Below are 25415 nucleotides of genomic sequence, written 5' to 3'. Positions count from 1 at the left end.
CCCAGACAACGAGTAGGAGCGTTCACAACAAGTGCCAGAGCTGGTGATACAGCTGACCAGAGCAGGGTTCCTCGCCCTGCTCTGGTTGTTCGTGCTGGCCGCGCTGCGCGTGGTTCGCTCCGATCTCTACTCGGCGTCCGGCATGCGCGTTCCGATGCCGGGGTCGGGCAGGGTCCAGGCCAAGCAGGCCCGCGGCAAGAGCAGGGCACCCCGGCAGATGGTGGTGACCCACGGGGCTCTCGCGGGCACCCGGATCTCGCTGGAAGGCCGGCCGATCATGATCGGCCGGGCCGACGACTCCACGCTGGTCCTCGACGACGACTACGCGTCGACCCGGCACGCCAGGCTGTCGCTCCGCGGCGCCGACTGGTACGTGGAGGATCTAGGCTCCACTAACGGCACATACCTCGATCGGGCGAAGGTCACGGGGCCGACCAAGGTCCCGCTCGGAGTTCCGATCAGAATCGGCAAGACGGTGATCGAGCTGCGCTCATGACCCTCGTCCTTCACTACGCAGCCCGCAGCGACCGCGGCCTGGTGCGATCAAACAACCAGGACTCGGTCTATGCCGGCCCACGACTACTCGCTCTCGCGGACGGCATGGGAGGCCATGCCGCCGGTGAGGTGGCCAGCAAGGTCGTCATCGCGGCGCTCGCGCCGCTCGACGACGACGAGCCCGGCGACGACCTGCTCGGGCAGCTCCGCGACGCGGTGCTGTCGGGCAACAGCGCGATCTCCGAGCTCGTCGCGGGCGACCCGGACCTCGACGGGATGGGCACCACCCTCACCGCCGTGCTGTTCGCGGGGAGCAAGCTGGGACTGGTCCACATCGGCGACTCACGCGCCTACCTGGTGCGCGACGGCGAGCTGTCCCAGATAACCCACGACGACACCTTCGTGCAGTCGCTGATCGACGAAGGCCGGATCACCGAGGAGGAGGCCGCCAACCACCCGCAGCGCTCGCTGCTGCTGCGGGCGTTGACCGGCCACGAGGTGGAACCGAGCCTCGCCGTCCGGGAGGCCCGCGCCGGAGACCGCTACCTGCTGTGCTCCGACGGTCTCACCGGACCGGTCAGCGAGGAGACGCTCGCGGAGGCGTTGCGCATCGCCGACCCGCAGCAGTGCGCTGACCGGATGATCGAGCTGGCCCTCAAGGGCGGCGGTCCGGACAACGTCACCGTCATCATCGCCGACGTCGTCGACGTCGAGTTCGGTGAGGACGCCCCCATCGTCGGGGGGGCCGCGGGAAATGGCGATGAGCATCCACAGCCGGATTCCTCAGCGGCACGAGCCTCGGCGGCTACCATGCCGAGGCCGCAGCCGCAGCGGTACGAACCCACGTCACCGCCACCCGAGCCGCGGCGCCGCCGGCGCTGGCTGCGTTCGGTGCTGGTCGTCGCAGGCGTGCTGGTCGTGCTCGCGGGGGCAGCGCTGGCCGGGCGCTGGTGGATGCTCAACCAGTACTACATCGGGGTCAACCAGGCCGACGATGTGGTGATCTTCCAGGGGTTGCAGGGCAACGTCCTCGGCATGCCGCTGAGCACTCAGGTCGAGGACTCTTGCCCCGCCGGCTCGCCCCCCACCTGCGATCCGATCAACATCAAGGACCTGCAGGAAGCCCAGCGCGCGGACGTCCGCAACGGGATCACCGAGGTCAACGGGCTGGAAGCGGCGCAGGCGGCGATGCACCGCCTGCGGATGACGGCGCTGCTGCCCGAGTGCGAGCAGCCCAAGCCGCAGCCGAACCCGAACGTGCCTCCCCCGTCCGGCCAGAACCCGCCGCCGGCGTCGTCGGTCCAGCCCCCGCCGCCGCCCGACCCGAACCAGCCGAACCAACCGCCCAGCCCTGAAGACACCCCCTTGCAGCAGCAGGAGCAGAAGCCGGGCGTCACCTGCCGGACGGTGAGTTGATGTCACAGCCGGCCGCCGCAGCCGGAACGCAGACCCCCAGCGGCCACACCCCGGAACCCGGGGTTCCCACCCGTCGGGGGACCGAGCTGTTCCTGCTCATCTGCTCCGCGGTGATCATCACCGTCGCGATCATGCTGGTGCAGATCAGCCGCGAGCAGACGATCAGCCGCGAGCTGTTCTACTACGGTGCCGCGTTCCTGGCGCTGTTCGGAGCAGCGCACTTCGCCGTGCGCAGGTGGGCGCCCTACGCGGACCCGCTGATCCTGCCGCTGGTGTCGCTGATCAACGGCCTGGGACTGGTGGTGCTGCACCGCCTCGACTTCGAGGAGGTCACCGGCTCGCCGTTCACGGGCAAGCAGATCATGTTCGCCACCGTCGGCGTGGTGCTGTTCATCCTGGTGCTCGCGCTGGTCAAGGACCACCGGACGCTGGCCCGCTACAGCTTCACCTGCGGATTCGTCGGCCTGGCGCTGCTGGCCCTGCCGGGTCTGCTGCCTAGCAGCATCTCGGAGGTCAACGGTGCGAAGCTGTGGATCAACATCGGCGGGCAGTCGATCCAGCCGGGCGAGTTCGCCAAGCTGCTGCTGCTGATCTTCTTCGCGTCCTTCCTGGTGTCCAAGCGCGAGCTGTTCACCACGGCGGGCCGCCGCTTCCTGGGCGTGGACTGGCCGCGGGCCAGGGACCTGATGCCGGTGATCGTGGCGTGGCTGCTGTCCATCGGCATCGTCGTGCTGGAGAAGGACCTCGGCACCTCGCTGCTGTTCTTCGGCATCGTGCTGGTGATGCTCTACATCGCCACCGAGCGCGCGGTTTGGGTCGGCCTCGGCCTGTCGCTGTTCGGGATCGGCTGCTTCATCGCGTTCAACCTCTTCGACCACGTCCAGGGCCGGGTGAACACCTGGCTGGACCCGATGGCCACCGCGGGCCAGGACCCGGACCCCGGCTTCCAGCTGCGGGGCGGGCTCTACGGCATGGCCAGCGGCGGCATCTTCGGCTCGGGTCTGGGAGGCGGCAGGCCCGACCTGACGATCTGGGCTGCCAGCGACTTCATCATCGCCGCCATCGGCGAGGAGCTCGGCCTGGTCGGGCTGATGGCGCTGCTGATGGTCTACCTGCTGCTGATGATGCGCGGCCTGCGCACCGCGCTGGCGGTCCGCGACTCGTTCGGCAAGCTCTTCGGCGGCGGCCTGGCGTTCACCGTCTGCCTGCAGCTGTTCGTCGTCGCGGGCGGCGTCACCGGGCTGATCCCGATGACGGGTCTCACCGCTCCCTTCCTCGCATACGGTGGTTCGTCACTGCTGGCGAACTACATCCTGGTCGCTCTGCTGTTGCGGATCTCCGACGCCGCGCGCCGGCCGCAGGCCCCGTCGAAGCCGAAGCCCAAGCAGGCTCCGATCGCCGAAGCACATACCGAACTGGTGGAGCGTCCCCGATGAACAAGCCGCTGCGCCGGGTGGCGCTGGCCATGATGGTGATGGTGGTGTTGCTGATGGGCAACGCCACCTACGTCCAGGTGATCAAGGCCGACGAACTGCGGGACGGTCCGGGCAACACGCGGACGCTCTACGACGAGTACTCCCGCCAGCGCGGCCAGATCATCGCGGGCGGCCAGTCGCTGGCCAACTCGGTGGAGACCGACGACAAGCTGAAGTACCTGCGCACGTACCCGGAGGGGCCCGCGTTCGCCCCGGTGACCGGGTACTACTCGTTCGTCTACGGCGCCAACGGCGTCGAGCGGGCGCAGATGAACCTGCTCAACGGCACCGACGACAGCCTGGCTTTCGACCGGCTGTCGGACATGATCACCGGTGAGCCGCCGCGCGGCGGCGACGTCGAGCTGACGATCAACCCGGCGATGCAGCGGGTCGCCTACGAACAGCTGACCAGCAAGGGCTTCCAGGGCTCGGTGGTCGCGCTCGACCCGAAGACGGGGGCGATCCTGGCGATGGCCAACGCCCCGTCCTACGACCCGAACAAGCTGGCCTCGCACCTGAAGTCCGAGGCGCTGGCGGGATGGAACGAGGCGTCGCAGGCCGAGGGCGACCCGATGCTCAACCGCGCGGTCTCCGAGATCTACCCGCCCGGGTCGACGTTCAAGCTGATCACCACCGCGGCGGCCCTGCAGAACGGCTACAACGCCAACAGCCAGGTCACCGACGCGCCGTCGATCACCCTGCCCGGCACCAGGACTCCGCTGCCGAACTACGGCGGCAACACGTGCAAGGGCAACACGCTGACCAAGGCGCTGGCCCACTCGTGCAACACGGCGTTCGCCGAGATCGCGGGCAAGCTCGGCGCGGACAAGATGCGCGAGACCGCCGCGGCCTTCGGCTTCGGCCAGGACCTGCAGGTGCCGATGCGCGCCGCCAAGTCGGACCTGGGTCCGATGTCGGACGCGCCTTCGCTGTACCAGAGCGGCATCGGTCAGCGCGACGTCCGCGTCACCCCGCTGCAGAACGCGATGATGGTCTCCGCGATCGCCAACGGCGGCAAGCTGATGAAGCCGGAGCTGGTGCGCAGGACCACCGCCCCGGACAAGTCGGTGATCAACGAGATGCAGCCGGAGGAGCTGAACCAGGCGGTCTCGCCCGACGTGGCCCGCACGATCCGGGACATGATGCTGCAGTCGGAGCAGAACACCAAGGGCGACGGCAAGATCTCCGGCGTCGAGATCGCGTCCAAGACCGGTACGGCCCAGCACGGCGACCCGGACGACAAGCCGCACGGCTGGTACGTGGCGTTCGCGCCCGCCGAAGCCCCCAGCATCGCGGTCGCGGTGATCGTGGAGAACGGCGGTGACGAGGGCGCCGAGGCCACCGGTGGGTCGATCGCGGCGCCGATCGGCCGCGCGGTCATCCGAGCCGGGCTGCAGGGGGGTGGCTGATCCGTGCTGACCACCGGCCAGTTGCTGGCCGAGCGCTACCGGCTCGGCCAGCGCATCGCCGTCGGCGGGATGGGCGAGGTCTGGAAGGCCACCGACGTCCGGCTGGACCGGACGGTCGCGATCAAGGTGCTCAAGGCGGAGCTGTGCGGCAACGCCGAGTTCCTGCACCGCTTCCGCACCGAGGCCCGCACCACGGCGTCGCTGAACCACCCGGGCATCGCCGCCGTGCACGACTACGGCGAGACCGCGGCGATCCCGGACGGTCCGGAGGACACCGCCTACCTGGTGATGGAACTGGTCGAGGGCGAGCCGCTGGCCGCGACCCTGGCGCGCGAGGGCCGCATCAAGGCCGAGCACGCGCTGGACATGCTGGAGCAGGCGGGCCACGCGCTGCAGGCCGCGCACGAACGCGGCCTGGTGCACCGCGACGTCAAGCCCGGCAACATCCTGATCACCCCGAACGGCAAGGTGAAGCTCACCGACTTCGGCATCGCCAAGGCGGCCGACGCGGCACCGGTGACCCGCTCGGGCATGGTCATGGGCACCGCCCACTACATAGCGCCCGAGCAGGCGCTGGGCAGCGAGGCCACCCCGGCCAGCGACGTCTACTCGCTGGCGGTCGTGGGTTATGAATGTCTCAAGGGCCACCGCCCGTTCCTGTCGGACAACGCGGTGACCGTGGCGATGATGCACATCCGCGAGGTCGCGCCGCCGCTGCCGCCGGACGTGCCGCCCGGGGCGCGTGCGCTGATCGAGGCGACGCTGGTGAAGGACCCGCGCCGCCGCTACGCGACCGGTGGCGAGTTCGCCAACGCCGTCGCCGCGGTCCGCGCGGGACTGCCGCTGCCGACCCCGGCCGCGCTCGCCGTGCCGCAGCAGCGCCAGCAGATGGGCACACCGGTGCCGGGCACCGGCGTGCACCAGCTGCCACCGGCCATGCCACCCATGCAGAACACCTACCCGCCCGGGCTGATCCCGCCGCAGGCGGCCGCACCACAGCCACCGCCGCCCGCGCCCCGCCCGCGCTACAGCCGCACCATGATCTGGGTGGCCGTGTCGGTGGTGGTCGTCGTCGCGCTGACCGCCATCGGCATCGCCGTGGCATTGCGCACGACCAACGGCCAGGGTGTTCCTCATAACGATCCAGAACGGACCAGGCAGGTCGCGGCCGGTGCGGCCACGAACCACCTGGATTCCGCGGACCGTTTCGACCAGACTGCGCTACGTCCGGTCCGAGGGACGAACCGCACGAACACGCACCAAAGCACCGAAGTCGGGGGGACCGCGCACGGCGTCCAGCGGGGGACGTCGTGATACCGCCGGTCGGCATGATGATGGGACGATCGTTGACAAGGATCGGGACGACGCATCGATGAGCTCACCGCGACTTCTCTCCAACCGCTACGAGATCGGTGACACGCTCGGCTACGGCGGTATGTCGGAGGTGCACCGCGGCCGGGACATCCGGCTGGGGCGTGACGTGGCGGTCAAGGTCCTGCGCGCCGACCTGGCCCGGGACCCCACCTTCCAGCTCCGGTTCCGCCGCGAGGCGCAGAACGCCGCCGCCCTGAACCACCCGGCGATCGTCGCCGTCTACGACACGGGCGAGACCGACTCCGAGAACGGTCCGCTGCCCTACATCGTGATGGAGTACGTCGACGGCCGGACGCTGCGCGACATCGTCAAGTCCGAGGGTCCGCTGGCGCCGCGCCGCGCGATGGAGGTCATGGCCGACGCCTCGGCCGCGCTGGACTTCAGCCACCGGCACCACATCATCCACCGCGACGTGAAGCCGGCCAACATCATGATCACCCGCTCCGGCGCGGTGAAGGTGATGGACTTCGGCATCGCGCGGGCGCTGACCGACGGGCAGGCCGCGGTCACCCAGACCGCCGCGGTGATAGGGACCGCCCAGTACCTCTCGCCGGAGCAGGCGCGGGGCGAGTCCGTCGACGCGCGAAGCGACGTCTACGCCTCGGGCTGCGTGCTGTTCGAGCTGCTCACCGGCGAGCCCCCGTTCACCGGCGACTCGCCGGTCGCGGTGGCCTACCAGCACGTGCGGGAGGACCCGCGCAAGCCGTCCGACGTCAACCAGCAGGTCCCGGCGTCGCTGGACGCCGTGGTGCTCAAGGCGTTGAGCAAGAACCCCGCGAACCGCTACCAGTCGGCCGCCGAGATGCGCGCCGACCTGGTGCGGGTGCTGTCCGGGCAGCGGCCGAAGGCTCCGATGATCATGTCGGAGGAGGAGCGGACCTCGATGATCGCTCCGGCACCCGCGACCGAGGTTATGGCCCCGGGCGGACGCCACCGCAGCGTGGAGCCCGCCGTCGAGGACGACCTCGACGCCGAGCAGCAGCGCAAGCGGCGCAAGAACTGGCTGATCGCGCTGGTCACGCTCATCTGCGTCGCGGTGTTCGCGCTGGTCGCGTGGGTTGCCAACGCGCTGCTGAGCGGCCCGAGCGGCGACGACAAGATCGCGGTTCCGCAGCTCGAGGGCATGACCAAGTCCCAGGCGCTCAGCGAGCTGACCGCCGGCAACTGGTTGTGGCAGGAGCAGATCCCGTGCCCGTCCAGCCGGGAGGACGTCGGCCGCGTCATCAACCAGACCCCGGACCCGGGGGTCCCGATCGACAAGAAGCAGGACCGGATCAGGGTCTGCTTCGGCACGGGACCGGAACAGGTCCAGATCCCGGACCTGCGCGGGATGTCCATGGACCAGGCCAGCGCCAAGCTGTCGGAGGTCGGGCTCATGCTCGGCTACAACCCCAAGACCCGCGAGGTCGACAACGACAGCCAGGTCGACAAGATCCTGGAGTGGGACCCGGAGGGCACCGTCGCCAAGGGAACCACGATCAACGTGGTGCTGGGCAAGAAGGCCGAGCAGCGGGCCGTCCCCGACGTCCGCAACATGCCGTACGAGACCGCCGAGAGGATGCTGAGCTACGCCGGTTTCCAGGTCCAGCGCTCGGACCGCGACTCCAGCGAGCCCGCCGGCATAGTGGTCGACCAGACCCCGGCCGCCGACACCAAGTTGAAGCCCGGCTCGAAGGTGACGGTCTACGTCTCCAACGGGCAGCAGATCTCGATGCCTCCGCTGACCGGGCTCTCGCCGACCGACGCCAAGAGGCAGCTCCAGCAGCTCGGCTGGAACGGCCAGCTCGTCGAGCAGAAGGAGTCGACCTCCGACAGCAAGCTCGACGGCAAGGTCATGCGCAGCTCGCCGTCGGGCGGCGACAAGATCAGCAAGAACCAGACCATCACGATCTACGTCGGCGAGTACGACAGTTCGCCGACCACGCAGCCCGACGACGGGTTCTTCCCGCCGTTCCCCTGAAGGCAGCCGTGATGGAAGGGGCCCCGCGATCTGAACTGGTCCCCGAGGGTTGGACTGGAAATCCAGTTCCAGCTCTTGGGGAGCGGTTCGTGTATCCAGGTAGTTCGTTGTCGGAGCGGCAGCGTGAGGCTGCCGTGGCTTTGTTCGAGGCTGGTTACGGGGCGAAGGTCGTCGCGGCCCGGTTGGGTGTGTCGCGCACGGCGGTGAGACGCTTGCGGCACCGATGGGTCCTGCGAGGCGCGGGAGCGCTGATCATGAAACCGAAGCAGTCGTTCTCGTTCGAGTTCAAGCTCGAAGTCGTGCGTCGGTTCCTTGACGGCGAGGCCACCACGGCGGAACTGGCCCGCGAGTACGCCCTGTCCTCGCCCAAGCTGGTCGAGACCTGGGTGCGCAAGTACCGGCGTGAGGGTGAGGACGCGCTGCGGCCCAAGCGGCGAGGCCGACCGGAGCCTGTCAAGTGGTTTGTGTATAGGACTTTGGGTGGGTCAGTTGAGGTAGGGGTCGAGGCGGTCGGGGAAGTGCAGGGCGAGTGCGCCGAGGGCTTGTTTCCAGCCTTGGACGGTGGCGCCTTCGACCAGGCGTGCGGGGGCGTTGCGCTGGTGGGTGGGTAGTCCGCGTTGTTTGTCGCGTTGTCGGGCGCGTTTGTCTTCGATGTCGCGGATGGCCAGCCACAACAGCTTGATCACCGCGTCGTCGGAGGGGAAGTGCCCGCGGTTTTTGATGATCTTGCGGAGTTGGTAGTTCAGTGACTCGATCGAGTTCGTGGTGTAGATGATCTTGCGGACTTCGGGCGGGAACTCCAGGAACGGGATGAACCGTTCCCACGCGTTTTCCCAGGTCCGCACGGCGGCCGGATACTTGCGGCCGAGGTCGGACTCGGCGAACTCCAGCAGGGCGGTCTCGGCGGCCTGGGCGGTGGGCGCGGTGTAGATCGGTTTCAACGCCGCAGCGACCTTCTTGCGGTCCTGATACGAGACGAACCGCATCGCCGCCCGGATCAGATGCACCGTGCAGGTCTGCACCGTCGAGGACGGCCAGGTCGCCTCGATCGCCTCCGGCAACCCGGGCAGGCCGTCGCAGCAGACGATCAGGACGTCTTTGACGCCGCGGTTGCGCAGCTCGGCACACACCCCGGCCCAGAACTTCGCCCCTTCGGAGGCCTGGATCCAGATCCCGAGGACGTGTTTGACGCCGTCGAGATCGACACCGACGGCGATGTGGGCGGAGCGGTTGCGGACCTGGTGGCCGTCACGCACCTTCACCACCAGGGCATCCAGGTAGATGATCGGGTAGATCTCTTCCAGCGGCCTCGACTGCCAGGCCGTGACCTCCTCGAGCACCGTGTCGGTGATCTTGGAGATCGTCTCGTGGGAGAGCTCGGTGCCGTAGGTGCGCTGCAGGTGGTGCTGGATGTCGCGGACGGTCATCCCGCCCGCGTACAGCGAGATGATGATCTCGTCCAGGCCGCCGGCCCGCCGCGACCCCTTGGGCACCAGCCGCGGCTCGAACGAGCCCGCCCGGTCGCGGGGCACCTCCAGATCGACCTCGCCGACCTCGGTCGAGATCGTCTTACCGCTGGCACCGTTGCGGGAGTTCGGGCTGCCCCGCCCGGCCGGATCCCCCTTGTCATACCCGAGGTGATCGGCCATCTCGGTCTGCAAACCCCGCTCGAGCACGGCTTTGACCAGCTCGGGCAAAAACCCGCCCTGCCCGGTCAACGCCAGCCCGCCCCGGTCGACGGTGTCCATCACCCCATCGAGCAGGCCTGCCTCGATCATCTCATTGACCGCGTCCCGCGCTGACGAGGGCTGTGCGGCCGTCCCGAACGGATGTCCTTCCTGCTGCTGCGAATCACGCGTGCCCATCGGTGCGTACTCCATCAACTATCGGATCTTGTACACAACCCACCTGACACGCCCGCCGACCGCCAGGCGCCCCGGAACCACCCGAGGGCGAGCTCAGCGAGGTGCAACGGCTGCGGCAGGAGAACCAGCGTCTGGCTGCCGAAAACGCCTACCTGAAAAAATTGCGGGCCTCGAGAGCGCAGGGGCGAAAGTAAAGACCCAGGTCATCGCCACTCTCAAGGCGCAGTACCCGCTGGCTGTGCTGCTGGCGGTCGCGGGCGTAGCCCGCTCGACATTCTTCTACCACCAGGCCCGGATGGACGCCGAAGATCCGCAGGCAGACCTCAAAGAAGCGGTGACGGAGGTCTTCGAGCAGGCCCACCGTCGGTACGGGCATCGGCGGGTTCACACGATCCTTGTCCGCCGGGGCTGGCAGGTCGCCAAAAAGACCGTGCTGAAACTGATGCGGGCCCTGGGCCTGGTCTGCAAGGTCCGGCGCCGCCGACCGTATGTGTCCTGGAAAGGGGAGGTCGGCACGATCGCCGCCAACGTGCTCAACCGCGAGTTCGCCGCGACCGCGCCGAACACCAAGTGGGTCACCGACGTCACCGAGTTCCGCGTCGGCACCGGCAAGATCTACCTGTCCCCAGTGATCGACCTGTTCGACCGGTCCGTCGTGGCCTACTCCTGGAGCACCTCACCCAACACGGAGCTGACGAACTCCTCGCTACGCAAGGCCATCGCCACACTCGAACCAGGGCAAACCCCGCTGGTGCACTCCGACCAGGGATTTCAGTACCAGCACGCCTCCTGGCGCAGACTCCTCACCAACGCCGGCCTGACACAGTCGATGTCCCGAAAAGCCACCTGCCTGGACAACGCCCTGGCCGAGAACTTCTTCGGCCACCTCAAAGAAGAACTCTTCCACCACAACCAGTTCGACACCGCCAAGGACCTCACCACCGCCCTCGACGACTACCTCGACTGGTACAACACCACCCGCATCTCCACCACGATGAAGGGTCTGAGCCCGGCCGAATACCGAGCCCAGACCCCCACCAACTAGCCTTCAATTAGTCGGTCCAACCCTCGGGGACCAGTTCAATCCGCGGGGCCCCTTCTTCGTCGGTGGGTCAGCGGCGCGCGGCCGCAGCGACCTGGCGCATGCCCTCTTCGAGCTGGGACACGACGTGCTCGTCGACCGGGTTGCCCGCCGAGGCCATCCAGTTGGCCAGCATCCGGTGCCCGCCGTCGGTGAGCACCGACTCGGGGTGGAACTGCACGCCCTCGACCGGGAGCTCCCGGTGGCGCATGCCCATCACGATGCCCGACTCGGTGCGGGCGGTGACCTCGAACTCGTCCGGGATGGTGTCGGCGCGGACGATCAGCGAGTGGTAGCGGGTGGCGATGAAGGGTTCCGGGAGCCCGGCGAAGACGCCGGCGCCGTCGTGCCGGATCTCGCTGACCTTGCCGTGCAGAAGCTCGGGGGCGCGCTCGACGACGCCGCCCCACGCGGCGCCGATGGCCTGGTGGCCGAGGCACACGCCGAGGACCGGCCGCCGCTCGTCGGCGCAGCGCCGGACGAGCTCCATCGTGCGGCCCGCCCGGTCGGGGGTGCCCGGCCCGGGGCTGAACAGCACGCCGTCGGACCACTCCACCTCGTCGTCGGTGACGACGTCGTTGCGGCGCACGACGCATTCGGCGCCGAGCTGCGCCAGGTACTGGACGAGGTTGTAGACGAAGCTGTCGTAGTTGTCGACGACGAGTACGCGCACGCCCACAGGGTACGTGGCACGCCGCCCGGTGTCGCGCACGTTCCGGCACGTGGCACCCGACGCGCCCGGGTGCCTTCAGAGCGTGGTGACCTCGTTGAACGGCAGCAGCGGCTCAACCCGCGGGAAGACCACGAACAGCAGCAGCGCGATGACCGCCGCGACCAGCAGCACGGCCTGGACGGCCTTCGCCGCGGTGGGGCCCGGCAACCGCCGCCAGATCCAGCCGTACATCAGCGCTCCTCGAGTTCGGGTGGTCGCAGGCCGGTGTCGGCCGGGTCCTTCGGGTACCGCTTCACCAGCACCCCGTGCACGATGAGCCGCTGCGCCGCGGAGAACTCCGGGTGACAGGTGGTGAGGGTGATGAGCCTGGTCTGCTGGTCCTTCGGCAGGGTGTCCCGCGGCCGGCCCGGGACCGGGTGGATCACCTCGCCCTGTTCCGGACCGACGATGCGCCGGCCGACCGCCTGGTCGTAGGGCACTCCGATCGGAGCCACGCCCCGGCACTTCGGGTACGCCGCCCGGGAGTCCCAGCTCGGGGCTTCCTCGGCCAGGGGCAGCACGCGGTAGATGTACCACTCGGTCGCGGTCTCGACGACCAGCGCGTCGCAGGAGTGCAGCCGGTCGAGGTCATTGAACGGCGCGCCCTTGCCGATGCGGTGTCCGGCGACCGCGAAGTTGCCCTGCTCACCTGGGCGGGCGGTGGCCGAGTAGTGGCCGGGTCCCGCCGCGAGCGTCGCCGGATCGGTGCCCTCGAGGACCGTGAACCGGTAGTCGGGGCCGAAGGCCGGTATGTGGAGCCGGGCGAACGCGTCTCCCTCCCCCGGCGCGGGCGGCGGGGGCCCCGGAGCCCGCCACTGCTGGTCGAGCCGACGGCTCGCGTCGTCCTGCTTGCGCGCGGTGAACCAGTCGGTGACGTAGACCTCGTAGAACACGAACAACAGGAGCACCAGGCCGAGGGTGATGAGGACCTCGCCGAAGACCCGGACCGCCGCGCGGACCCGGTGGGGACGGCGGTCCGGCGGTGGTGCCACTGCGAAGTCGGTGGACCCCACGGTGTCCCTTCCCACTGCCGGCCGACCGAACTCGCCAGCGCACGGGGTGTTCGGTCGGCTACGAGATTACGTTAACGTGTTAGTCGGAAAACGAGCCGCTCCGCCTCCGGTTCCGCTCCGGGCCGGATCGCGCGGTACGGCCGCCGCCCCCGAGCACGCAGCCGACGCTGCGCTGCCTCCCCTGGCGAGGACACCATGCCGAAGTCCAAAGTCCGCAAGAAGGACTCCTCCACCCCGGTGGCTGATCGCCGCACGCCGGTGAAGGCGAAGGCGGTAGGACCGTCGCACCCGATCTACGTCGTGGTCATGCTGGGCATGATGGTCATCGGCCTGCTGTGGCTGGTGGTCAACTACCTGGCGGGGGACAAGATCCCGTTCATGGCCGACCTGGAGGCGTGGAACTTCGCGGTCGGGTTCGCTTTCATGATCATCGGCCTGCTGATGACCATGCGCTGGCGCTAGCCGCCGGAAAACCGCACGTGATCGAGGCCCGGAGGTGCTACACCTTCGGGCCTCACTCTGTTCATGTCGGCGAAAGCGTCCGGTAACCGAACAACACGTGTGTAACTCATCCCCACTGGGGATAACTCCTGTGGATAACTTCACCCGCTGAACGGATCAGCGCTGGTCAGACCCTGGTTTCACGTGAAACCACGGCGGTGGATGAGGAGGCGGAAAGCGGTGCGTTCCCAGATTTCGCGTGAGTGGTCCACACCCGTCGGCCTGGCCGCTTCCGGGTGGGTGCTCACCGCGGCCGCGGTTGCGTGGTGGCTGCTGAGCGGCAGCGCGCCGGACCGGCTGTTCGTCGGCGCGGTGGTGGTCGTGCTCGCGGCCGCCTCGGCCTACGCCACGCTCTGCCGGCCGCGGCTCAGCGCCGACGCCGCAGGCATCACCGTGCGCGGTCTGCGCGGCCGCAGGTCGTGGCCGTGGGCGGCGGTGACCGTGCGGACCGAGCGCAGCTCGCGGCTCGGCCGCACCGTCGAGGTGCTCGTCCTCGACACCGCCGACGACGAGCTCGTGGTGCTGACCAGGCTCGAACTCGGCGCCGATCCGGTCGAGGTCGCGGACGCGTTGAACGCGATGCGACCCGGCTAGGCCCCGTTCGGCAAGCGGCATCAGCTGCTGGCACGGGACCCGACCCGGACCGCTACGCGAACCAGCTCTGGAACATCCGCTAACCCACGGCGCAGCGGGTGCCCGCGCCGCCGTAGCCCGTGCAGACCATGTTGCCCAGCGACATGTCCTTGGTGACCAGCGCGACGGCGAGCACCAGGAAGATCGCCGCGAGCGCGCCGCCCTGGAAGAGCAGCCTGCGCTGCCTCGGCGCGTAGACCAGCGCCGCCGTCGCGGCGGCGCCCACGAAGAGCCCGCCCAGGTGCCCCAGCAGGGACAGCCCCGGGATGGTGACGCTGAGCAGCACGTTCAGGCCGATCACGATGAGCACCGGCCGCAGGCTGACCTTCAGCCGCAGTGCGGCGACCGCGATGCCGCCCATCAGGCCGTACACCGCGCCGGACGCGCCGGCGACCGGCTGCACCAGCTCGCCGAACACGAACACCGCGGTGCTGCCGCCGAGCAGCGACAGGAAGTAGACCGCGGTGAACCGCAGGCGGCCCAGCACCAGTTCGAGGTCCCGGCCGATCACCCACAGCGCGATCATGTTCATCGCCAGGTGCGGCAGGCCGATGTGCAGGAAGCCGGAGGTGACCAGCCGCCACCACTGGCCGCCCGCGACCAGGATCGGCAGCAGCGCCGACGTGGCGAACCCGTCGGAGTCGAAGTTGTCCATCCCGCTGCCCGCCTGGACGGACGTGTAGACGTGCACCAGCACGTTGACCGCGATCAGCACCGGCACGACGACCGGCTTGGCGGCCAGCCGCGCACCGGCGACCGTGACCGCCTGGCGGGTGCCACCGCGGCCGGCCTGCACGCAGTCGACGCAGTGGTAGCCCACCGACGCCTCGCGGAGGCAGTCCGGGCAGGCCGGGCGTTCGCACCGCGTGCAGCGCAGCCCGGTCGGCCGGTCCGGATGGCGCACGCACGCCTGAAGCGGCGGCGCCCCGTCCGAACCGGTCGGCTGCCCGTGCGGCGGTACCGTCACGTCAGCCCTCGCCGCGCTCCACGGTGACCTTCTCGATCACGATGTCGTTGACCGGGCGGTCGGCGGGACCGGTCGCGGTCGTGGCGATGGCGTCGACGACATCGCGCGAGGCCTGGTCGGAGACCTCGCCGAAGATCGTGTGCTTGTAGTTCAGCCAGCTCGTCGCGCCCACGGTGATGAAGAACTGCGAGCCGTTGGTGCCGGGACCCGCGTTGGCCATCGCCAGCAGGTACGGCCGGTCGAACTGCAGCTCCGGGTGGAACTCGTCGCCGAACTGGTAGCCGGGGCCACCGCGCCCGGTACCGGTCGGGTCTCCCGTCTGGATCATGAAGCCCTCGATGACCCGGTGGAAGATGACCCCGTCGTAGAACGGCCCGGAGCGCTCGCCCTTCGCGTTCGGGGCGTCGTACTCCTTGGTTCCTTCGGCCAGGCCGACGAAGTTCGCGACGGTCTTGGGCGCCTTGTTCGGGAACAGGTTGACCCGGATGTCGCCCTGCGTCGTGTGCAGGGTCGCGGTCAACGTCGTCCCAACGAGCGATCCGTTGTCTTCAGCCACCAGACCATCCTGCCATCGAAAGGCGGGAACGTGGTGTCTGGGTGCAGTATGGGGGCTGATCGTCACGTGCCAGGCGTTCCCGCCACCCGGCCGGGCCGCCTGGACGCCAGAGCGAAGACCGGCGAACGCCGGGCGTAGGAGGCACACGATGGACGAAGTGAAGGCCATGACCCGAGCCGGTGAGAACGTGGGCCGGGCAGTCGGCACCGGGATCCGCTCGGCCCGCATCGGGGCCGCGCGAGCCGGGCGGGCCGGAATGGCGATGTCGAAGACGGCCGCGGCGCGCGCCGAGTACGAGCTGGCCCACCGCGGTATCGACACCGACGAGTTGCAGGAGCTGATCGCCCGCAAGGCGACCGGCATGTCGCGCAAGCAGCTGGCCAAGCGGCGGCGCAAGGCGCAGAAGCAGTTCGCCAGGAACGCCGAGATCGCCCGCCGCGAGCTGGCCAGCCGCATCGCGCCCGAGGCGCGGCGCAGGCGGAAGTGGCCGTGGGTGCTGCTGGTGCTGGCCGGGGTGGCCGCGGCGGGCGTCGCGCTGTCGCGCCGGCCCGAGGAGCTGCCGGTCGCCGAGGCCGAGGACGGGCCGCGGCACGGCGCCGACGGCCGCCACTCGCCGGTGCCCGCGCAGGGCGACGGCCGTGCCGACCGGCCGACCTCGCTGGGTTCGGAGTACCAGCGCTGAGGGCCTCCCTGCCCCTGAACTCGCCTTGCGTGGCGGTGCAGGTGGCGGAACCTAGGCGCCCTCTGACTTCGGGATCTTTTTCTCGCGTATCACCCGAAGACGGAATGTGAGAACGGCGGCACCCGCTGGGTGTCGCCGTTCTCACGTCCGAGGGTGCCTTGCGTCGCACAGACTGATCAGATGAGTGAGCAGATCGAGCTGTCCTTCGACATCGAGGCCACCACGGAGGTCGACGCGTCCCCCGATGAGGTCTACCGGGTCGTCAGCGACATCACTCGCATGGGCGAGTGGAGCCCGGAGTGCACCGGCGGCGAGTGGCTGCGGGGCCAGCCCGGCGCGGCCGGGTCCCGGTTCCACGGGCACAACCGGGCCGGCGGGGAGACGTGGACCACCGAGTGCGAGGTCGTGGCCGCGGTCCCGGGCCGGGAGTTCGCGTGGGCGGTGCTGACCTACGCCAGGAGCCCCGAGGTGTCGGTCTGGTCGTTCGCGATCGAGCCGGACGGCGACGGCTGCGTGCTCACCCAGCGCTACCGCATGCAGGAGCCGCCTGCGAGGTTCGCGAGCTTCATGCGCGGCATGGACGCCGATCAGGCCGCGGCCCTGGGGGCCAAGCGGCGGGCGATGCTCGAGGACGCCATGTCCAGGACGGTCGCCGGGATCAAGGCTGCCGTGGAGGACTGACCACCACGTCAACCGACGTTGACATACCTCCCGTGTCAACCTACATTGACACCATGACTGAAGCGACGGAACTGGCCTCGGCGGCGGGCGGCCGGGACCCGCGCGCGGGCCTGCGCGCCGTGGCCGCCCTGCGCAAGCTGCTCGAACAGCTCGAGGCGGTGCAGGTCCGCAACGCGCGCAACCAGGGCTGGTCGTGGCAGGAGGTCGCCAACGAGCTGGGGGTCTCCCGGCAGGCGGTCCACAAGAAGCACGGGAGGGCATGACGATGTTCGAGCGATTCACGCGCACCGCACGCGACACCGTCGTCCGGGCCGTCGAGGAGGCCAAGCGGGCCGAAGCCGCCGAGGTCACCGCGGAGCACCTGGCGCTGGCACTGCTGGCGACCCCGTGCGGAGCCCTGCTGGCCGAGCACGGCGTGCGGCGCGAGGACATCGCGTCGGCCTACGAGACGGCCCGTCGCCGCGCCGGGCTCTCCGAGTCCGACGCCTCGGCTCTGCGCGCGCTGGCCATCGAGGTGGACCACGTCGTCGGCAGCGTCGAGGGGGCCCACGGCACCGGAGCGATGGTGCCGCGCGGGCGCCGCCGCCGCTTCGCGCCGCGCGGGCACGTCCCCGTCGCCGCCGACACCAAGGAGGTGCTGCGGCGCTGCCTGCGGGAGGCGGTGGACATGGGCGACCGGCAGCTCGACGACCGCCACCTGCTGCTGGGTCTGGTCACCACCTGCGGCGTCGCGGCCGACCTGCTGGACGAGCACGGGATCGACTACGCCTCCCTGCGGGCTCGCCGGCGCAAAGCGAGCTGACGGAAGCCGGCCGGGTATCTGCCGCGAAGTCCCCGGCCGGTTCCGCGGCGCAGCCGCTCAGCGCGGACGGCGGTTCACCCCGGGTCCGAACCGTCTTCGGCGGTGAGCATGTCGCGCATCCTCGCCAGGACGCGCATCCGCGTCGGACCGACCGAGCCCCGCGGCATCCGCAGGGCCTGGGCGACGTCGTCGTAGCTGGTACCGGGATCCGACACGAGCATCCCCAGCAGCGCCTGGTGCTTCTCCGGCAGCAGGCGGAAGGCCGCGAGCACCTCGCGGTCGCGGTCGTGGGTGACCGCGACCTCCTCGGGTGTCGCACCGGCCGCCGCGCGTCCGGGCCCGACCTCGGTGGGATCGGCGACGGGCACGGTGCGGATCCGCACCCGCCGGTTCCGGATGGCCTCCCGCTTGGCGACGGTGACCAGCCACGGCCGGATGCGGTCGGCGCGGTGCAGCCTCGGCAGGTGCTCGACGAGCCGCTGCCAGGTCATCTGGCAGACGTCCTCGCAGTCCGGCGGGGACAGTTCGTAGGAGCGGGCCACGGTCCAGATGACCGGGCTGTAGCAGCGCACGAGCTCGTTCCAGGCGCGCCGGTCGCCACGCCGGCACCGGTCGACCAGCGGTGACGGCTCGGTCCGCGGCTCTCTGGCGGTCGGCTCCGCCTCCGCGGCCGGCGCCGCGTTCGCGGTCGTCTCCCGGTCGGCAGTCCCCAACGCAGGCATCGTGTTCTCCCTCCGGCAACTCTCCTCGCGGGCAGGTGGCTGGCGTTCGAACCTTGATCACCTTCGATGGTGGTGCCGGAAGATTCGCGGGAAATCGGTCACGATGACTGGTTCGCGTTCGGGATCGAGAAAGAGCCGGGCCGCGCCGACCGGGTCACCCGTCGCGGAGCTGCCGCACGAAGTCCGTGCCGGCGGCACCGTCGCGGAAAACCGGGTGGTCGACGACCTCGCGGTGGAAACCGATGGTGGTGGCCATGCCTCTGCCCTCGACGCGGTACTCGTCCAGGGCGCGGCCCATCCGGTCCAGCGCCCGGTCGCGGTCCTCGGCCCAGACCAGGAGCTTGGCGATCATCGAGTCGTAGTTCGGCGGCACGGTGCAGCCGGGGAAGCAGTGGGAGTCCACCCGCACACCGGGACCGCCGGGCGCCACGTACTGCTCGATCGTTCCCGGCGTCGCGGCGAAACCGCGGTCCGGGTCCTCGGCGTTGACCCGGCACTCCACGGCGTGGCCGCGCATGCGCACGTCCTGCTGGCGCACCGACAGCCTCTCCCCGGCGGCGACGCGGATCTGCTCGCGCACCAGGTCGAGCGAGGTGACCAGCTCGGTCACCGGATGTTCGACCTGGATGCGCGGGTTGACCTCCATGAACCAGAACTCGCCGTCGTCGTCGAGCAGGAACTCCGCGGTCCCCACGCCCTGGTACCCGGCGGCCACGGCACCGTCGACGGCCGCGCGGCCCATCCGCGCGCGCAGGTCGTCGCCGACGCGCGGCGAGGGCGCCTCCTCGACGAGCTTCTGGTTGCGCCGCTGCACCGAGCAGTCGCGTTCGCCGAGGTGGACCGCGCCGCCGTGGGAGTCGCAGACGACCTGGATCTCCACGTGGTGCGCCGGGCTGAGGTACTTCTCCAGGTAGACCGACGGGTCCTTGAACAGCGTCTGCGCGGTGGCCCTGGTCTCGGCCAGCGCCGAGGGCAGGCTCTCGCGGTCGCGCACGACGGTGATGCCGCTGCCGCCGCCGCCCGCGGACGCCTTGATGATCACCGGGTAGCCGATCTCGTCGGCGATCCGCTCCGCCTCTCCCGCGGAGGCCACCGGCGACAACGTGCCGGGCAGCAGTGGCAGGCCCGCGTCGCGCATGACGCGGCGGGTGCGGGCCTTGTCGCCGAGCACGTCCATGACCCCGGGCGGCGGGCCGATCAGCGTGATGCCGTGCTGCTGGCAGATCTCGGCGAAGTACGGGTCCTCCGACAGGAAGCCGTAGCCGGGGTGGATGGCGTCGGCACCGGTCTTGCGCGCGGCTCCGATGATGTTGGGGATGCTGAGGTAGCTCTGCCGCGCCGCCGCGGGACCGATCCGGACCGCTTCGTCGGCCAGCCGGACCGGCAGCGACTCCGCGTCCGCGGTGGAGTGCGCCGCCACCGTCGCGATGCCGAGCTCGCGGCAGGCGCGGATGATCCGCAGCGCGATCTCCCCGCGGTTGGCGACGAGCACCTTGGCGAACACGGTCACACCTCCTCGACGGGGTCGAGCTCCACCAGGACCTGCTCGAACTCCACCAGTTCGCCGTCGGGGGCCAGGACTGCGCGGACCCGCCCGGGCCGATCGGCCGTGACCGGGTTCATCAGCTTCATCGCCTCGACGATGCCGAGCTGCTGGCCCTCCTCCACCACGTCACCGACCTCGACGAACGGCGCTTCGCCCGGTGACGGGGCGTGGTAGAAGGTGCCGACGAGCGGCGCGACGACGCGGATCGCGCGGTCCTCCCCCGCGGTCTCCTCGACCGGCGGCTGAGCGGTACCGACCGCCGCGGCACCTCCCTGCTCGTCGCCGGTCTCCCAGTCGACCTCGATCGCGTTGCCACCGGCGCGCAGGCTCACCCGGCGCACCGGCCGGCCCGCCGCGCGCATCAGCCGTTCCGCCTCGGCGCGAAGGGTGGCGAGGCTGTCGCCGTGTTCGGGTGCCTCACCCGCGATCCGGGTGACGCCGGTTCCGTCGGTGATGTGCGCGGTCATGGTTGCACCTCGCTGTCGCTGTGGTCTGGGTCTCCGAACCGGTCGAAGCGCCGCCGCCGCTGGTCGAGCAGCGCGTCCCCGTCCAATTCGGACAGTTCGCCGATGCTGGCGCGCAGGGCGGCGGCGAGCCGGGACGCCATGGCGGCGTGGTCCTGCTGCGCTCCCCCGGCGGGTTCGTCGACCACGCCGTCCACGACGCCGAGCCGCAGGAGGTCCTCGGCGGTGATCCGGAGCTGTTCGGCGGCCTGCGAGGTGCGTTCGGCGGTTCCCCACAGGATCGTCGAGCAGCCCTCCGGGCTGATCACCGAGTAGTAGGCGTTCTCCAGGACCAGGACCCGGTTGCCGACGCCCAGCGCGAGCGCGCCACCGCTTCCGCCCTCGCCGGTGACGACGGAGACCGCGGGCACCTTCAGCCGCGCCATCCGGCTGATGCACTCGGCGATGGCGGTGCCCTGACCGCGCTGCTCGGCGTCCACCCCGGGATGGGCGCCGGGGGTGTCTACGAAGGTGACCAGCGGGAAGCCGAAGCGCTCGGCGTAGTCCATCATCCGCCGCGCCTTGTGGTAGCCGGCCGGCTGCGGCATTCCGAAGTTGCGCTGCACCAACTCCGCCGTCTCGTGGCCCTTCTGGTGGCCGACGACCACCACCGGCCGGCCCCCGAGCGTGCCGATGCCCGCGACGACGGCGGGGTCGTCACCGGACACCCGGTCGCCGTGCAGCTCCACGAAGTCCTCGAAGATCCGGGCGCAGTAGTCCGATGTGCTCGGTCGTCCGATGTCGCGAGCGGCGTGGAGGACCTCCGAGGCGTCCCGGTCCGCGGCCGGGCGCGGCCGCGTGCGGTACCCGCGCTCCGCCGCCGGAGCGGCGGTCCCGCCCGAGTGCACCCGCAGCAACCGGGCCAGGTGGGCGCGCAGCTCGTGGCGCGGCACGACGAGGTCGACCATGCCCGCGTCGCGCAGGTACTCCGCGGTCTGGAAACCGGCGGGCAACTCCTGCCTGATGGTCTGGCGGATCACCTGCGGGCCCGCGAAGCCGATGCGCGCGCCGGGCTCGGCCACCACGACGTCGCCGAGCATGCCGAACGACGCGGTGACGCCGCCGTAGGTCGGATCGGTGCCGATGCTGACGACCAGGACACCCGCTTCGTGCAGCCGCGCGACCTCCTGGCTGGTCTTGGCCATCTGCATCAGCGAGATGGTGCCCTCCTGCATCCGGGCGCCGCCCGAGGCGCAGACCAGCACCAGCGGTGTCCGCCGGTCCAGCGCCGTGCGCGCCGCGCGGGCGACCAGCTCACCGGTGACGCCGCCGACGCTGCCGCCGAGGAAGCCGAAGTCCAGCGCGGCCACGACCAGCGGCGCGCCGTCGATCGTCCCGGTGCCGCACAGCACGGCCTCGTTCGAGCCGCTGCGGCGCTGGGCCTGCGCCAGCCGTTCGGTGTAGGGGCGGGAGTCGGTGAAGCCCAGCACGTCCACCGGCGCCACGTCCGCGCCGAAGCGCTCGAAGGAGCCGGCGTCCAGCAGGGACTCGATCCGGTCGTGCACCCCCATGCGCATGTGGTGCGCGCAGTCCGGGCAGACGTGCCCGTTGCGGCGCAGCCGGCGCAGGTACACCAGCGACCGGCAGTTCGGGCACCGCGTCCACCGCACCTGGTCCGCGTCGGCCAGTCTGGGGTCCTGGGCGAGCGTGCGAGCCGGCTCAGCCATCGTGCCTCCCTCGGTCGTCCTCGGTGCCCGCGTGCGCGCGGCCGGACTCGGCGAGCGGGAGCGCGACCGCCGACACCAGCCGCCCCGAGCCGTGCAGCGCCCTCACGTGCCGGGCAAGCGGCTCGGTCAGCCCTGCTGGGAGCCGGGTGGTGACTCCCCGGGCCCGGTCGAGCAGCAGCCGCAGGGCGGCGGCCAGCCAGTCCGGCGACTCCGGTGCTCCTCCGAACAACGGCAGGTGCCTGCTGAACCACCACAGGTGCACGCAGCAGGCGGCCGCGTGCAGGTAGCAGAAGCGTTCCGCGTGCTCGAAGCGGTCCTCGGCGTCGCGGGCCGGGCCCGTTTCCTCTCCCATCTCCGCGAGTTCGTGGGCCACCTGGCGCACGAGTGCCGCCGCGTCGCCGTTCCCGGAGGTCAGCAGGGCGCGGTCGGCACGCCCCACCACCGCGGGCAACGCGGAGACGAAGGGGTCGCGGCGGCAGGAGAGCACCAGCCGGTCGAGCCGGAACTCGGGAAGCGGCGCGTCGAGCGCGAAGGTGGCGGCGAGCGCGTCGTCCGGGTCGCTGCCGTCGGCGGCGAGCACCCGCGCCGCCTGCGCGGCGACCTGCCGGATGTTGGCCACCGGCCCGGTGTCGACGTAGCGGACCACCTCGTTGTCGCGTCGCGCGGTCTCGAACGCGCCGGGCAGCTGGCTGCGGGTGCCGAGCACGTCCGCGCAGCGGGCGAAGACCTCCGCCGAGAGCTCGGTGAGGACCTTCTTGACCACGCTGGAGTGCAGGCTGGCCGCGGCGGGCGCGGTGTGCAGGGCGCGGGTGCACGCCAGCGCCAGCGCGTCGCAGGCGACGACGGCCGCCGCCGCGGTGCCCAGCTCGCGGCGGGCGTGCTCCTGGTCGATCAGGGCGCTGCCCGCCACCACGTGCTCGGTGGCGAAGTCCAGCGCCAGCCGCAGCGCGGTGTCGCTCGCGGCGAGGTTGGCCGCCGCGCTGGTCGTGCGCACCAGTTGCATGGCCGTCATCGCGGTCTCCATGCCGCGTCCGGTCTCGCCGACCACCGACTCCTCCGGCACGGGCGCGCCTTCGAACCGGAACCCGGCGAAGTCGATGCCCCGCATGCCCGCCGGGTGCTGCTGCTCGCCGGTGCGGGCCTCGCGCACCGCGTCGCCTTCCACCAGGACGGTGGAGAAGGCGGCGGGACCGCGGCCGCCGGAGCGCGCCACGACCAGCAGCGCGTCGCACCGGCGGCCCAGCCCGACCAGCCACTTGTGCCCGTCCAGCCGCGGCGCGCCTTCGGAGTCGCGGCTCAGCGCGCAGGTGTTGGACAGCAGGTCGCTGCCGTGCTCGGCCTCCGACAGCGCGAACCCGACCGCTCCGCCGCCGCGCAGCAGGCCGACCACGCGCCGCCGTTGCTCTTCGGAGCCGGCCAGCAGCACGCACCCGGCCGCGGTGATGCTGAACATCGTGGCCGGCATGACCGTGATGTCGCGCCGGGCGGCGACGCGCACCAGAGCCAGGGTTTCGTCCATGGTGGACAGTTCACCGCCGTGGCGGGAAGGCAGGTAGGACAGCCGCAGCGCGGGCCCGGCGGACTCGACCAGCGCGTCCGGGAACGCGGCGCATTCGTCGCGCCCGCGCATCGCGGCGAACCCGCAGGGGTTGTCCGGATCGGCCGGATCGCCGAGCTTCGCGTCCAGCTCGGCGGCAGCGGCGTAGGGCCCCGTCCAGTTCCCGGCGGCTCCCCGCCACGCGACCTCGTTCACCGTCGTCACCGCTGGTCACCTGCCTCCGGACGGTATTCGGCGCACGACGCCGGCAACCGCACGCCGCAGAGCTGGAGCTGGTGCACCCGGCTGGTGAAGGCGGCGCCGCGCAGCAGTTGCCAGGCGACCTCGGCGACCGCTCGGTTGTCCGGTTCCGCCAGGTGGCTGCCGCGCACCCACTCGTTGAACGCGCCCATCGCCGGGCCGCACCAGATCTGGTAGTCCTGCTCCCGGCCGGCCTCCCCGGTGTTGGCCCAGCGCGAGGCCATGCCCAGGTACCAGCGGAATATCAACGCCATCCGGCGCCTCGGGTCGGCGGCCGCCCGTTCGAGCTGGTCCGGGTCGCGCCGGCGGAAGTAGCCGACGACCTCCTCCCACACCTGCTCCACCGGACGCCGCAGCACCGACTTCTCCAACCGCGCGCGCTCGACCTCCGGCAGCGCCTCCACGCCGTCGTGGTCGCGGTACAGCTCGTAGAGCTGCTTGGCCCGCATCGGGAACAACGTGCCGCGCTTGAGCACCTGGAGCTGCACGCCGAGCTCGAACATGTCCGCCGCCGGGGCCATCTCGCAGTCGGCGATCCCCGCGCCGGCCAGCAGCCCGCGCACCGCGGGCGAGGTGCCCGCCTCCAGGCAGGACTGGTTCACCGAGCCGGTGACCACGTAGTCGGCACCCATCGCGAACGCGGCGGTCGCGGCGGTGGGGGTGCCGATCCCGCCGGCCGCGCCGATCCCGACCCGTTCCCGGTAGCGGTGGCGCCGCCGCACCTCGTCGCGCTGGCGCAGGATCGTCGGCAGCAGCGCGGGCATGGGCCTGCGGTCGGTGTGGCCGCCGGAGTCGGCCTCGGCGGTGACGTCGTCGGCCAGCGGCACGTGCCTGGCCAGCTCCGCCTGCTCCGCGGTCACCAGCCCGTCGGCGGCCAGCGCGTCGACCATGGACGGCGGGGCCGGGTGCAGGAACTTCTCGGCCACCTCGGGCCGCGACACCTTGGCGATCAGCCGGTTGCGGGCCAGCGGTGCGCCCTGGGCGCCGCGTTCGAGCCCGGCGACGCGGTAGCGCACCAGGTGCGGTGTCACGTCCATGAACGCCGACGCCTCGACGCACCGCACGCCGTGGCGCAGGTAGAGCTCGACGGCGCCGCGTTCCAGGCCCTCCTCGCTGGGGCTGTGGATGAGGTTCACCGCGTACGGGCGGTCCGGGATCTCCTCCGCGAAGCGCACCAGCGCCTTCTCGATGCGTTCGGGCAGCAACCCTGCCGAGCCGAAGGACGCCAGCAGGCCCGCCCGCGCCATCGCGATGACCAGGTCCTCGGAAGCGACGCCGCCTGCCATCGAGCCGGCCATGTAGGCGTAGCGGGTGCCGTGCCGGTCGCCGAACGCGGTGGAGCCCAGCCGCTCCGGAGGCAGCGGGCCCACGGCGGCGAGCACCTGGTCCTGCTCGGCGGGCAGCTCGTTGGACGCCCCGTACCCGGCGCCGGTGTCGACGACGTAGCAGGGCCGGTCGAGCCGGCGCAGCGCCTGGTAGACGCCGGCCGGGTCGGTGCGCACCGGTGCAGGGGCCGCGTCGGGTGCGGTGGTGGCGGTCATGGGCACCTCCGTTCTC

The 25415-nt window shown here is 70.9% G+C and carries 25 protein-coding genes and 1 pseudogene; 14 read left to right on the top strand and 12 right to left on the bottom strand.

Annotated features, from left to right (window positions below; all coding sequences use genetic code 11):
• The first annotated feature begins 31 nt into the window (after positions 1 to 31).
• From SACE_RS00230 to SACE_RS40015, 7 genes and pseudogenes are all read left to right on the top strand, one after another.
• Positions 32 to 496 (top strand): FHA domain-containing protein FhaB/FipA, encoded by a 465-nt coding sequence (locus tag SACE_RS00230; protein ID WP_009950427.1) that lies wholly within the window; start codon positions 32 to 34, stop codon positions 494 to 496.
• Complete coding sequence (locus tag SACE_RS00225) at positions 493 to 1911, top strand: PP2C family protein-serine/threonine phosphatase (RefSeq protein WP_011872922.1); 1419 nt, start codon at positions 493 to 495, stop codon at positions 1909 to 1911. The genes SACE_RS00230 and SACE_RS00225 overlap by 4 nt, the downstream gene beginning before the upstream one ends.
• Positions 1911 to 3347 carry an FtsW/RodA/SpoVE family cell cycle protein gene (locus SACE_RS00220; protein ID WP_009950429.1) on the top strand — a complete coding sequence of 479 codons (1437 nt, stop codon included), beginning with the start codon at positions 1911 to 1913 and terminating at the stop codon, positions 3345 to 3347. Before SACE_RS00225 ends, SACE_RS00220 begins: the two co-directional genes overlap by 1 nt.
• Positions 3344 to 4795 (top strand): peptidoglycan D,D-transpeptidase FtsI family protein, encoded by a 1452-nt coding sequence (locus SACE_RS00215; RefSeq protein ID WP_009950430.1) that lies wholly within the window; start codon positions 3344 to 3346, stop codon positions 4793 to 4795. The genes SACE_RS00220 and SACE_RS00215 overlap by 4 nt, the downstream gene beginning before the upstream one ends.
• A gap of 3 nt (positions 4796 to 4798) precedes the next feature.
• Complete coding sequence (locus tag SACE_RS00210) at positions 4799 to 6109, top strand: serine/threonine-protein kinase (protein ID WP_009950431.1); 1311 nt, start codon at positions 4799 to 4801, stop codon at positions 6107 to 6109.
• Positions 6110 to 6167: 58 nt separating this feature from the next.
• Positions 6168 to 8129, top strand: a complete 1962-nt coding sequence (gene pknB, locus SACE_RS00205) for a Stk1 family PASTA domain-containing Ser/Thr kinase (protein WP_009950432.1) — start codon at positions 6168 to 6170, stop codon at positions 8127 to 8129.
• Positions 8130 to 8140: 11 nt separating this feature from the next.
• A pseudogene (locus SACE_RS40015) lies at positions 8141 to 8560 on the top strand (transposase); the annotation flags it as partial.
• Positions 8561 to 8614: 54 nt separating this feature from the next.
• On the opposite strand, the gene SACE_RS38940 reads toward SACE_RS40015, so the two are convergent.
• A complete protein-coding gene (locus tag SACE_RS38940) occupies positions 8615 to 9994 on the bottom strand; it encodes an IS256-like element ISSer2 family transposase (protein ID WP_011872920.1) in 1380 nt (459 codons plus the stop codon).
• Between SACE_RS38940 and SACE_RS00195 the strand changes: the two genes are divergently transcribed.
• Complete coding sequence (locus tag SACE_RS00195) at positions 9987 to 11039, top strand: IS3 family transposase (RefSeq protein WP_231849889.1); 1053 nt, start codon at positions 9987 to 9989, stop codon at positions 11037 to 11039. The two genes, SACE_RS38940 and SACE_RS00195, sit on opposite strands and share 8 nt — an antisense overlap.
• 67 nt (positions 11040 to 11106) lie before the next feature.
• On the opposite strand, the gene SACE_RS00190 is transcribed toward SACE_RS00195, so the two are convergent.
• From SACE_RS00190 to SACE_RS00185, 3 genes are all read right to left on the bottom strand, one after another.
• On the bottom strand, positions 11107 to 11748 hold the full coding sequence (locus tag SACE_RS00190) for an aminodeoxychorismate/anthranilate synthase component II (protein WP_029621524.1): 642 nt from the start codon (positions 11746 to 11748) through the stop codon (positions 11107 to 11109).
• A 75-nt stretch (positions 11749 to 11823) separates the two neighbouring features.
• Complete coding sequence (locus tag SACE_RS38235) at positions 11824 to 11979, bottom strand: hypothetical protein (protein ID WP_009945648.1); 156 nt, start codon at positions 11977 to 11979, stop codon at positions 11824 to 11826.
• The gene (locus tag SACE_RS00185) at positions 11979 to 12800 is read right to left on the bottom strand and encodes a class E sortase (protein WP_009945649.1); all 822 of its coding nucleotides are present in this window, start codon (positions 12798 to 12800) and stop codon (positions 11979 to 11981) included. The genes SACE_RS38235 and SACE_RS00185 overlap by 1 nt, the downstream gene beginning before the upstream one ends.
• Before the next feature lie 195 nt (positions 12801 to 12995).
• Here SACE_RS00185 and crgA point away from each other — a divergent pair, with 195 nt between their 5' ends.
• Both crgA and SACE_RS00175 read left to right on the top strand, forming a co-directional pair.
• Positions 12996 to 13262, top strand: coding sequence for a cell division protein CrgA (crgA, locus tag SACE_RS00180; RefSeq protein WP_009945650.1), 267 nt, complete (start codon positions 12996 to 12998; stop codon positions 13260 to 13262).
• Positions 13263 to 13481: 219 nt separating this feature from the next.
• The gene (locus SACE_RS00175; protein WP_009945651.1) at positions 13482 to 13895 is read left to right on the top strand and encodes a PH domain-containing protein; all 414 of its coding nucleotides are present in this window, start codon (positions 13482 to 13484) and stop codon (positions 13893 to 13895) included.
• A gap of 79 nt (positions 13896 to 13974) precedes the next feature.
• Here SACE_RS00175 and SACE_RS00170 read toward each other — a convergent pair whose 3' ends face one another.
• Positions 13975 to 14901 carry a rhomboid family intramembrane serine protease gene (locus SACE_RS00170; RefSeq protein WP_009945652.1) on the bottom strand — a complete coding sequence of 309 codons (927 nt, stop codon included), beginning with the start codon at positions 14899 to 14901 and terminating at the stop codon, positions 13975 to 13977.
• 1 nt (position 14902) lies between these two features.
• Positions 14903 to 15457: a peptidylprolyl isomerase gene (locus SACE_RS00165; RefSeq protein WP_029621525.1), complete on the bottom strand. Its 555-nt coding sequence runs from the start codon at positions 15455 to 15457 to the stop codon at positions 14903 to 14905.
• Positions 15458 to 15605: 148 nt separating this feature from the next.
• On the opposite strand from SACE_RS00165, the gene SACE_RS00160 reads away from it, so the two are divergent.
• From SACE_RS00160 to SACE_RS00145, 4 genes are all read left to right on the top strand, one after another.
• Positions 15606 to 16139: a hypothetical protein gene (locus SACE_RS00160; protein ID WP_009945654.1), complete on the top strand. Its 534-nt coding sequence runs from the start codon at positions 15606 to 15608 to the stop codon at positions 16137 to 16139.
• Between the two features lie 180 nt (positions 16140 to 16319).
• On the top strand, positions 16320 to 16820 hold the full coding sequence (locus tag SACE_RS00155) for an SRPBCC family protein (RefSeq protein WP_009945656.1): 501 nt from the start codon (positions 16320 to 16322) through the stop codon (positions 16818 to 16820).
• 53 nt (positions 16821 to 16873) lie between these two features.
• Positions 16874 to 17083 (top strand): hypothetical protein, encoded by a 210-nt coding sequence (locus SACE_RS00150; RefSeq protein WP_009945658.1) that lies wholly within the window; start codon positions 16874 to 16876, stop codon positions 17081 to 17083.
• 2 nt (positions 17084 to 17085) lie between these two features.
• Positions 17086 to 17622 carry a Clp protease N-terminal domain-containing protein gene (locus SACE_RS00145; protein WP_011872917.1) on the top strand — a complete coding sequence of 179 codons (537 nt, stop codon included), beginning with the start codon at positions 17086 to 17088 and terminating at the stop codon, positions 17620 to 17622.
• 74 nt (positions 17623 to 17696) lie between these two features.
• Here SACE_RS00145 and SACE_RS00140 read toward each other — a convergent pair whose 3' ends face one another.
• The 6 genes from SACE_RS00140 to SACE_RS00115 form a co-directional block, all read right to left on the bottom strand.
• Positions 17697 to 18344, bottom strand: coding sequence for an RNA polymerase sigma factor (locus SACE_RS00140; protein WP_009945660.1), 648 nt, complete (start codon positions 18342 to 18344; stop codon positions 17697 to 17699).
• A 154-nt stretch (positions 18345 to 18498) separates the two neighbouring features.
• A complete protein-coding gene (accC, locus tag SACE_RS00135) occupies positions 18499 to 19848 on the bottom strand; it encodes an acetyl-CoA carboxylase biotin carboxylase subunit (RefSeq protein ID WP_011872916.1) in 1350 nt (449 codons plus the stop codon).
• Between the two features lie 2 nt (positions 19849 to 19850).
• The gene (locus SACE_RS00130; RefSeq protein WP_009945663.1) at positions 19851 to 20357 is read right to left on the bottom strand and encodes an acetyl-CoA carboxylase biotin carboxyl carrier protein; all 507 of its coding nucleotides are present in this window, start codon (positions 20355 to 20357) and stop codon (positions 19851 to 19853) included.
• Positions 20354 to 22060, bottom strand: a complete 1707-nt coding sequence (locus SACE_RS00125) for an acetyl-CoA carboxylase carboxyltransferase subunit alpha (RefSeq protein ID WP_009945664.1) — start codon at positions 22058 to 22060, stop codon at positions 20354 to 20356. The genes SACE_RS00130 and SACE_RS00125 overlap by 4 nt, the downstream gene beginning before the upstream one ends.
• Entirely contained in the window at positions 22053 to 23822 is a 1770-nt protein-coding gene (locus SACE_RS00120) for an acyl-CoA dehydrogenase family protein (protein WP_009945665.1), read from the bottom strand. The genes SACE_RS00125 and SACE_RS00120 overlap by 8 nt, the downstream gene beginning before the upstream one ends.
• A complete protein-coding gene (locus SACE_RS00115; protein WP_009945666.1) occupies positions 23819 to 25399 on the bottom strand; it encodes a PfaD family polyunsaturated fatty acid/polyketide biosynthesis protein in 1581 nt (526 codons plus the stop codon). Before SACE_RS00115 ends, SACE_RS00120 begins: the two co-directional genes overlap by 4 nt.
• Positions 25400 to 25415 lie beyond the last annotated feature (16 nt).

It is taken from the genome of Saccharopolyspora erythraea NRRL 2338, assembly GCF_000062885.1.
Lineage (GTDB): Bacteria > Actinomycetota > Actinomycetes > Mycobacteriales > Pseudonocardiaceae > Saccharopolyspora_D > Saccharopolyspora_D erythraea.
This window is presented reverse-complemented; position numbering and strand designations above follow the sequence as displayed.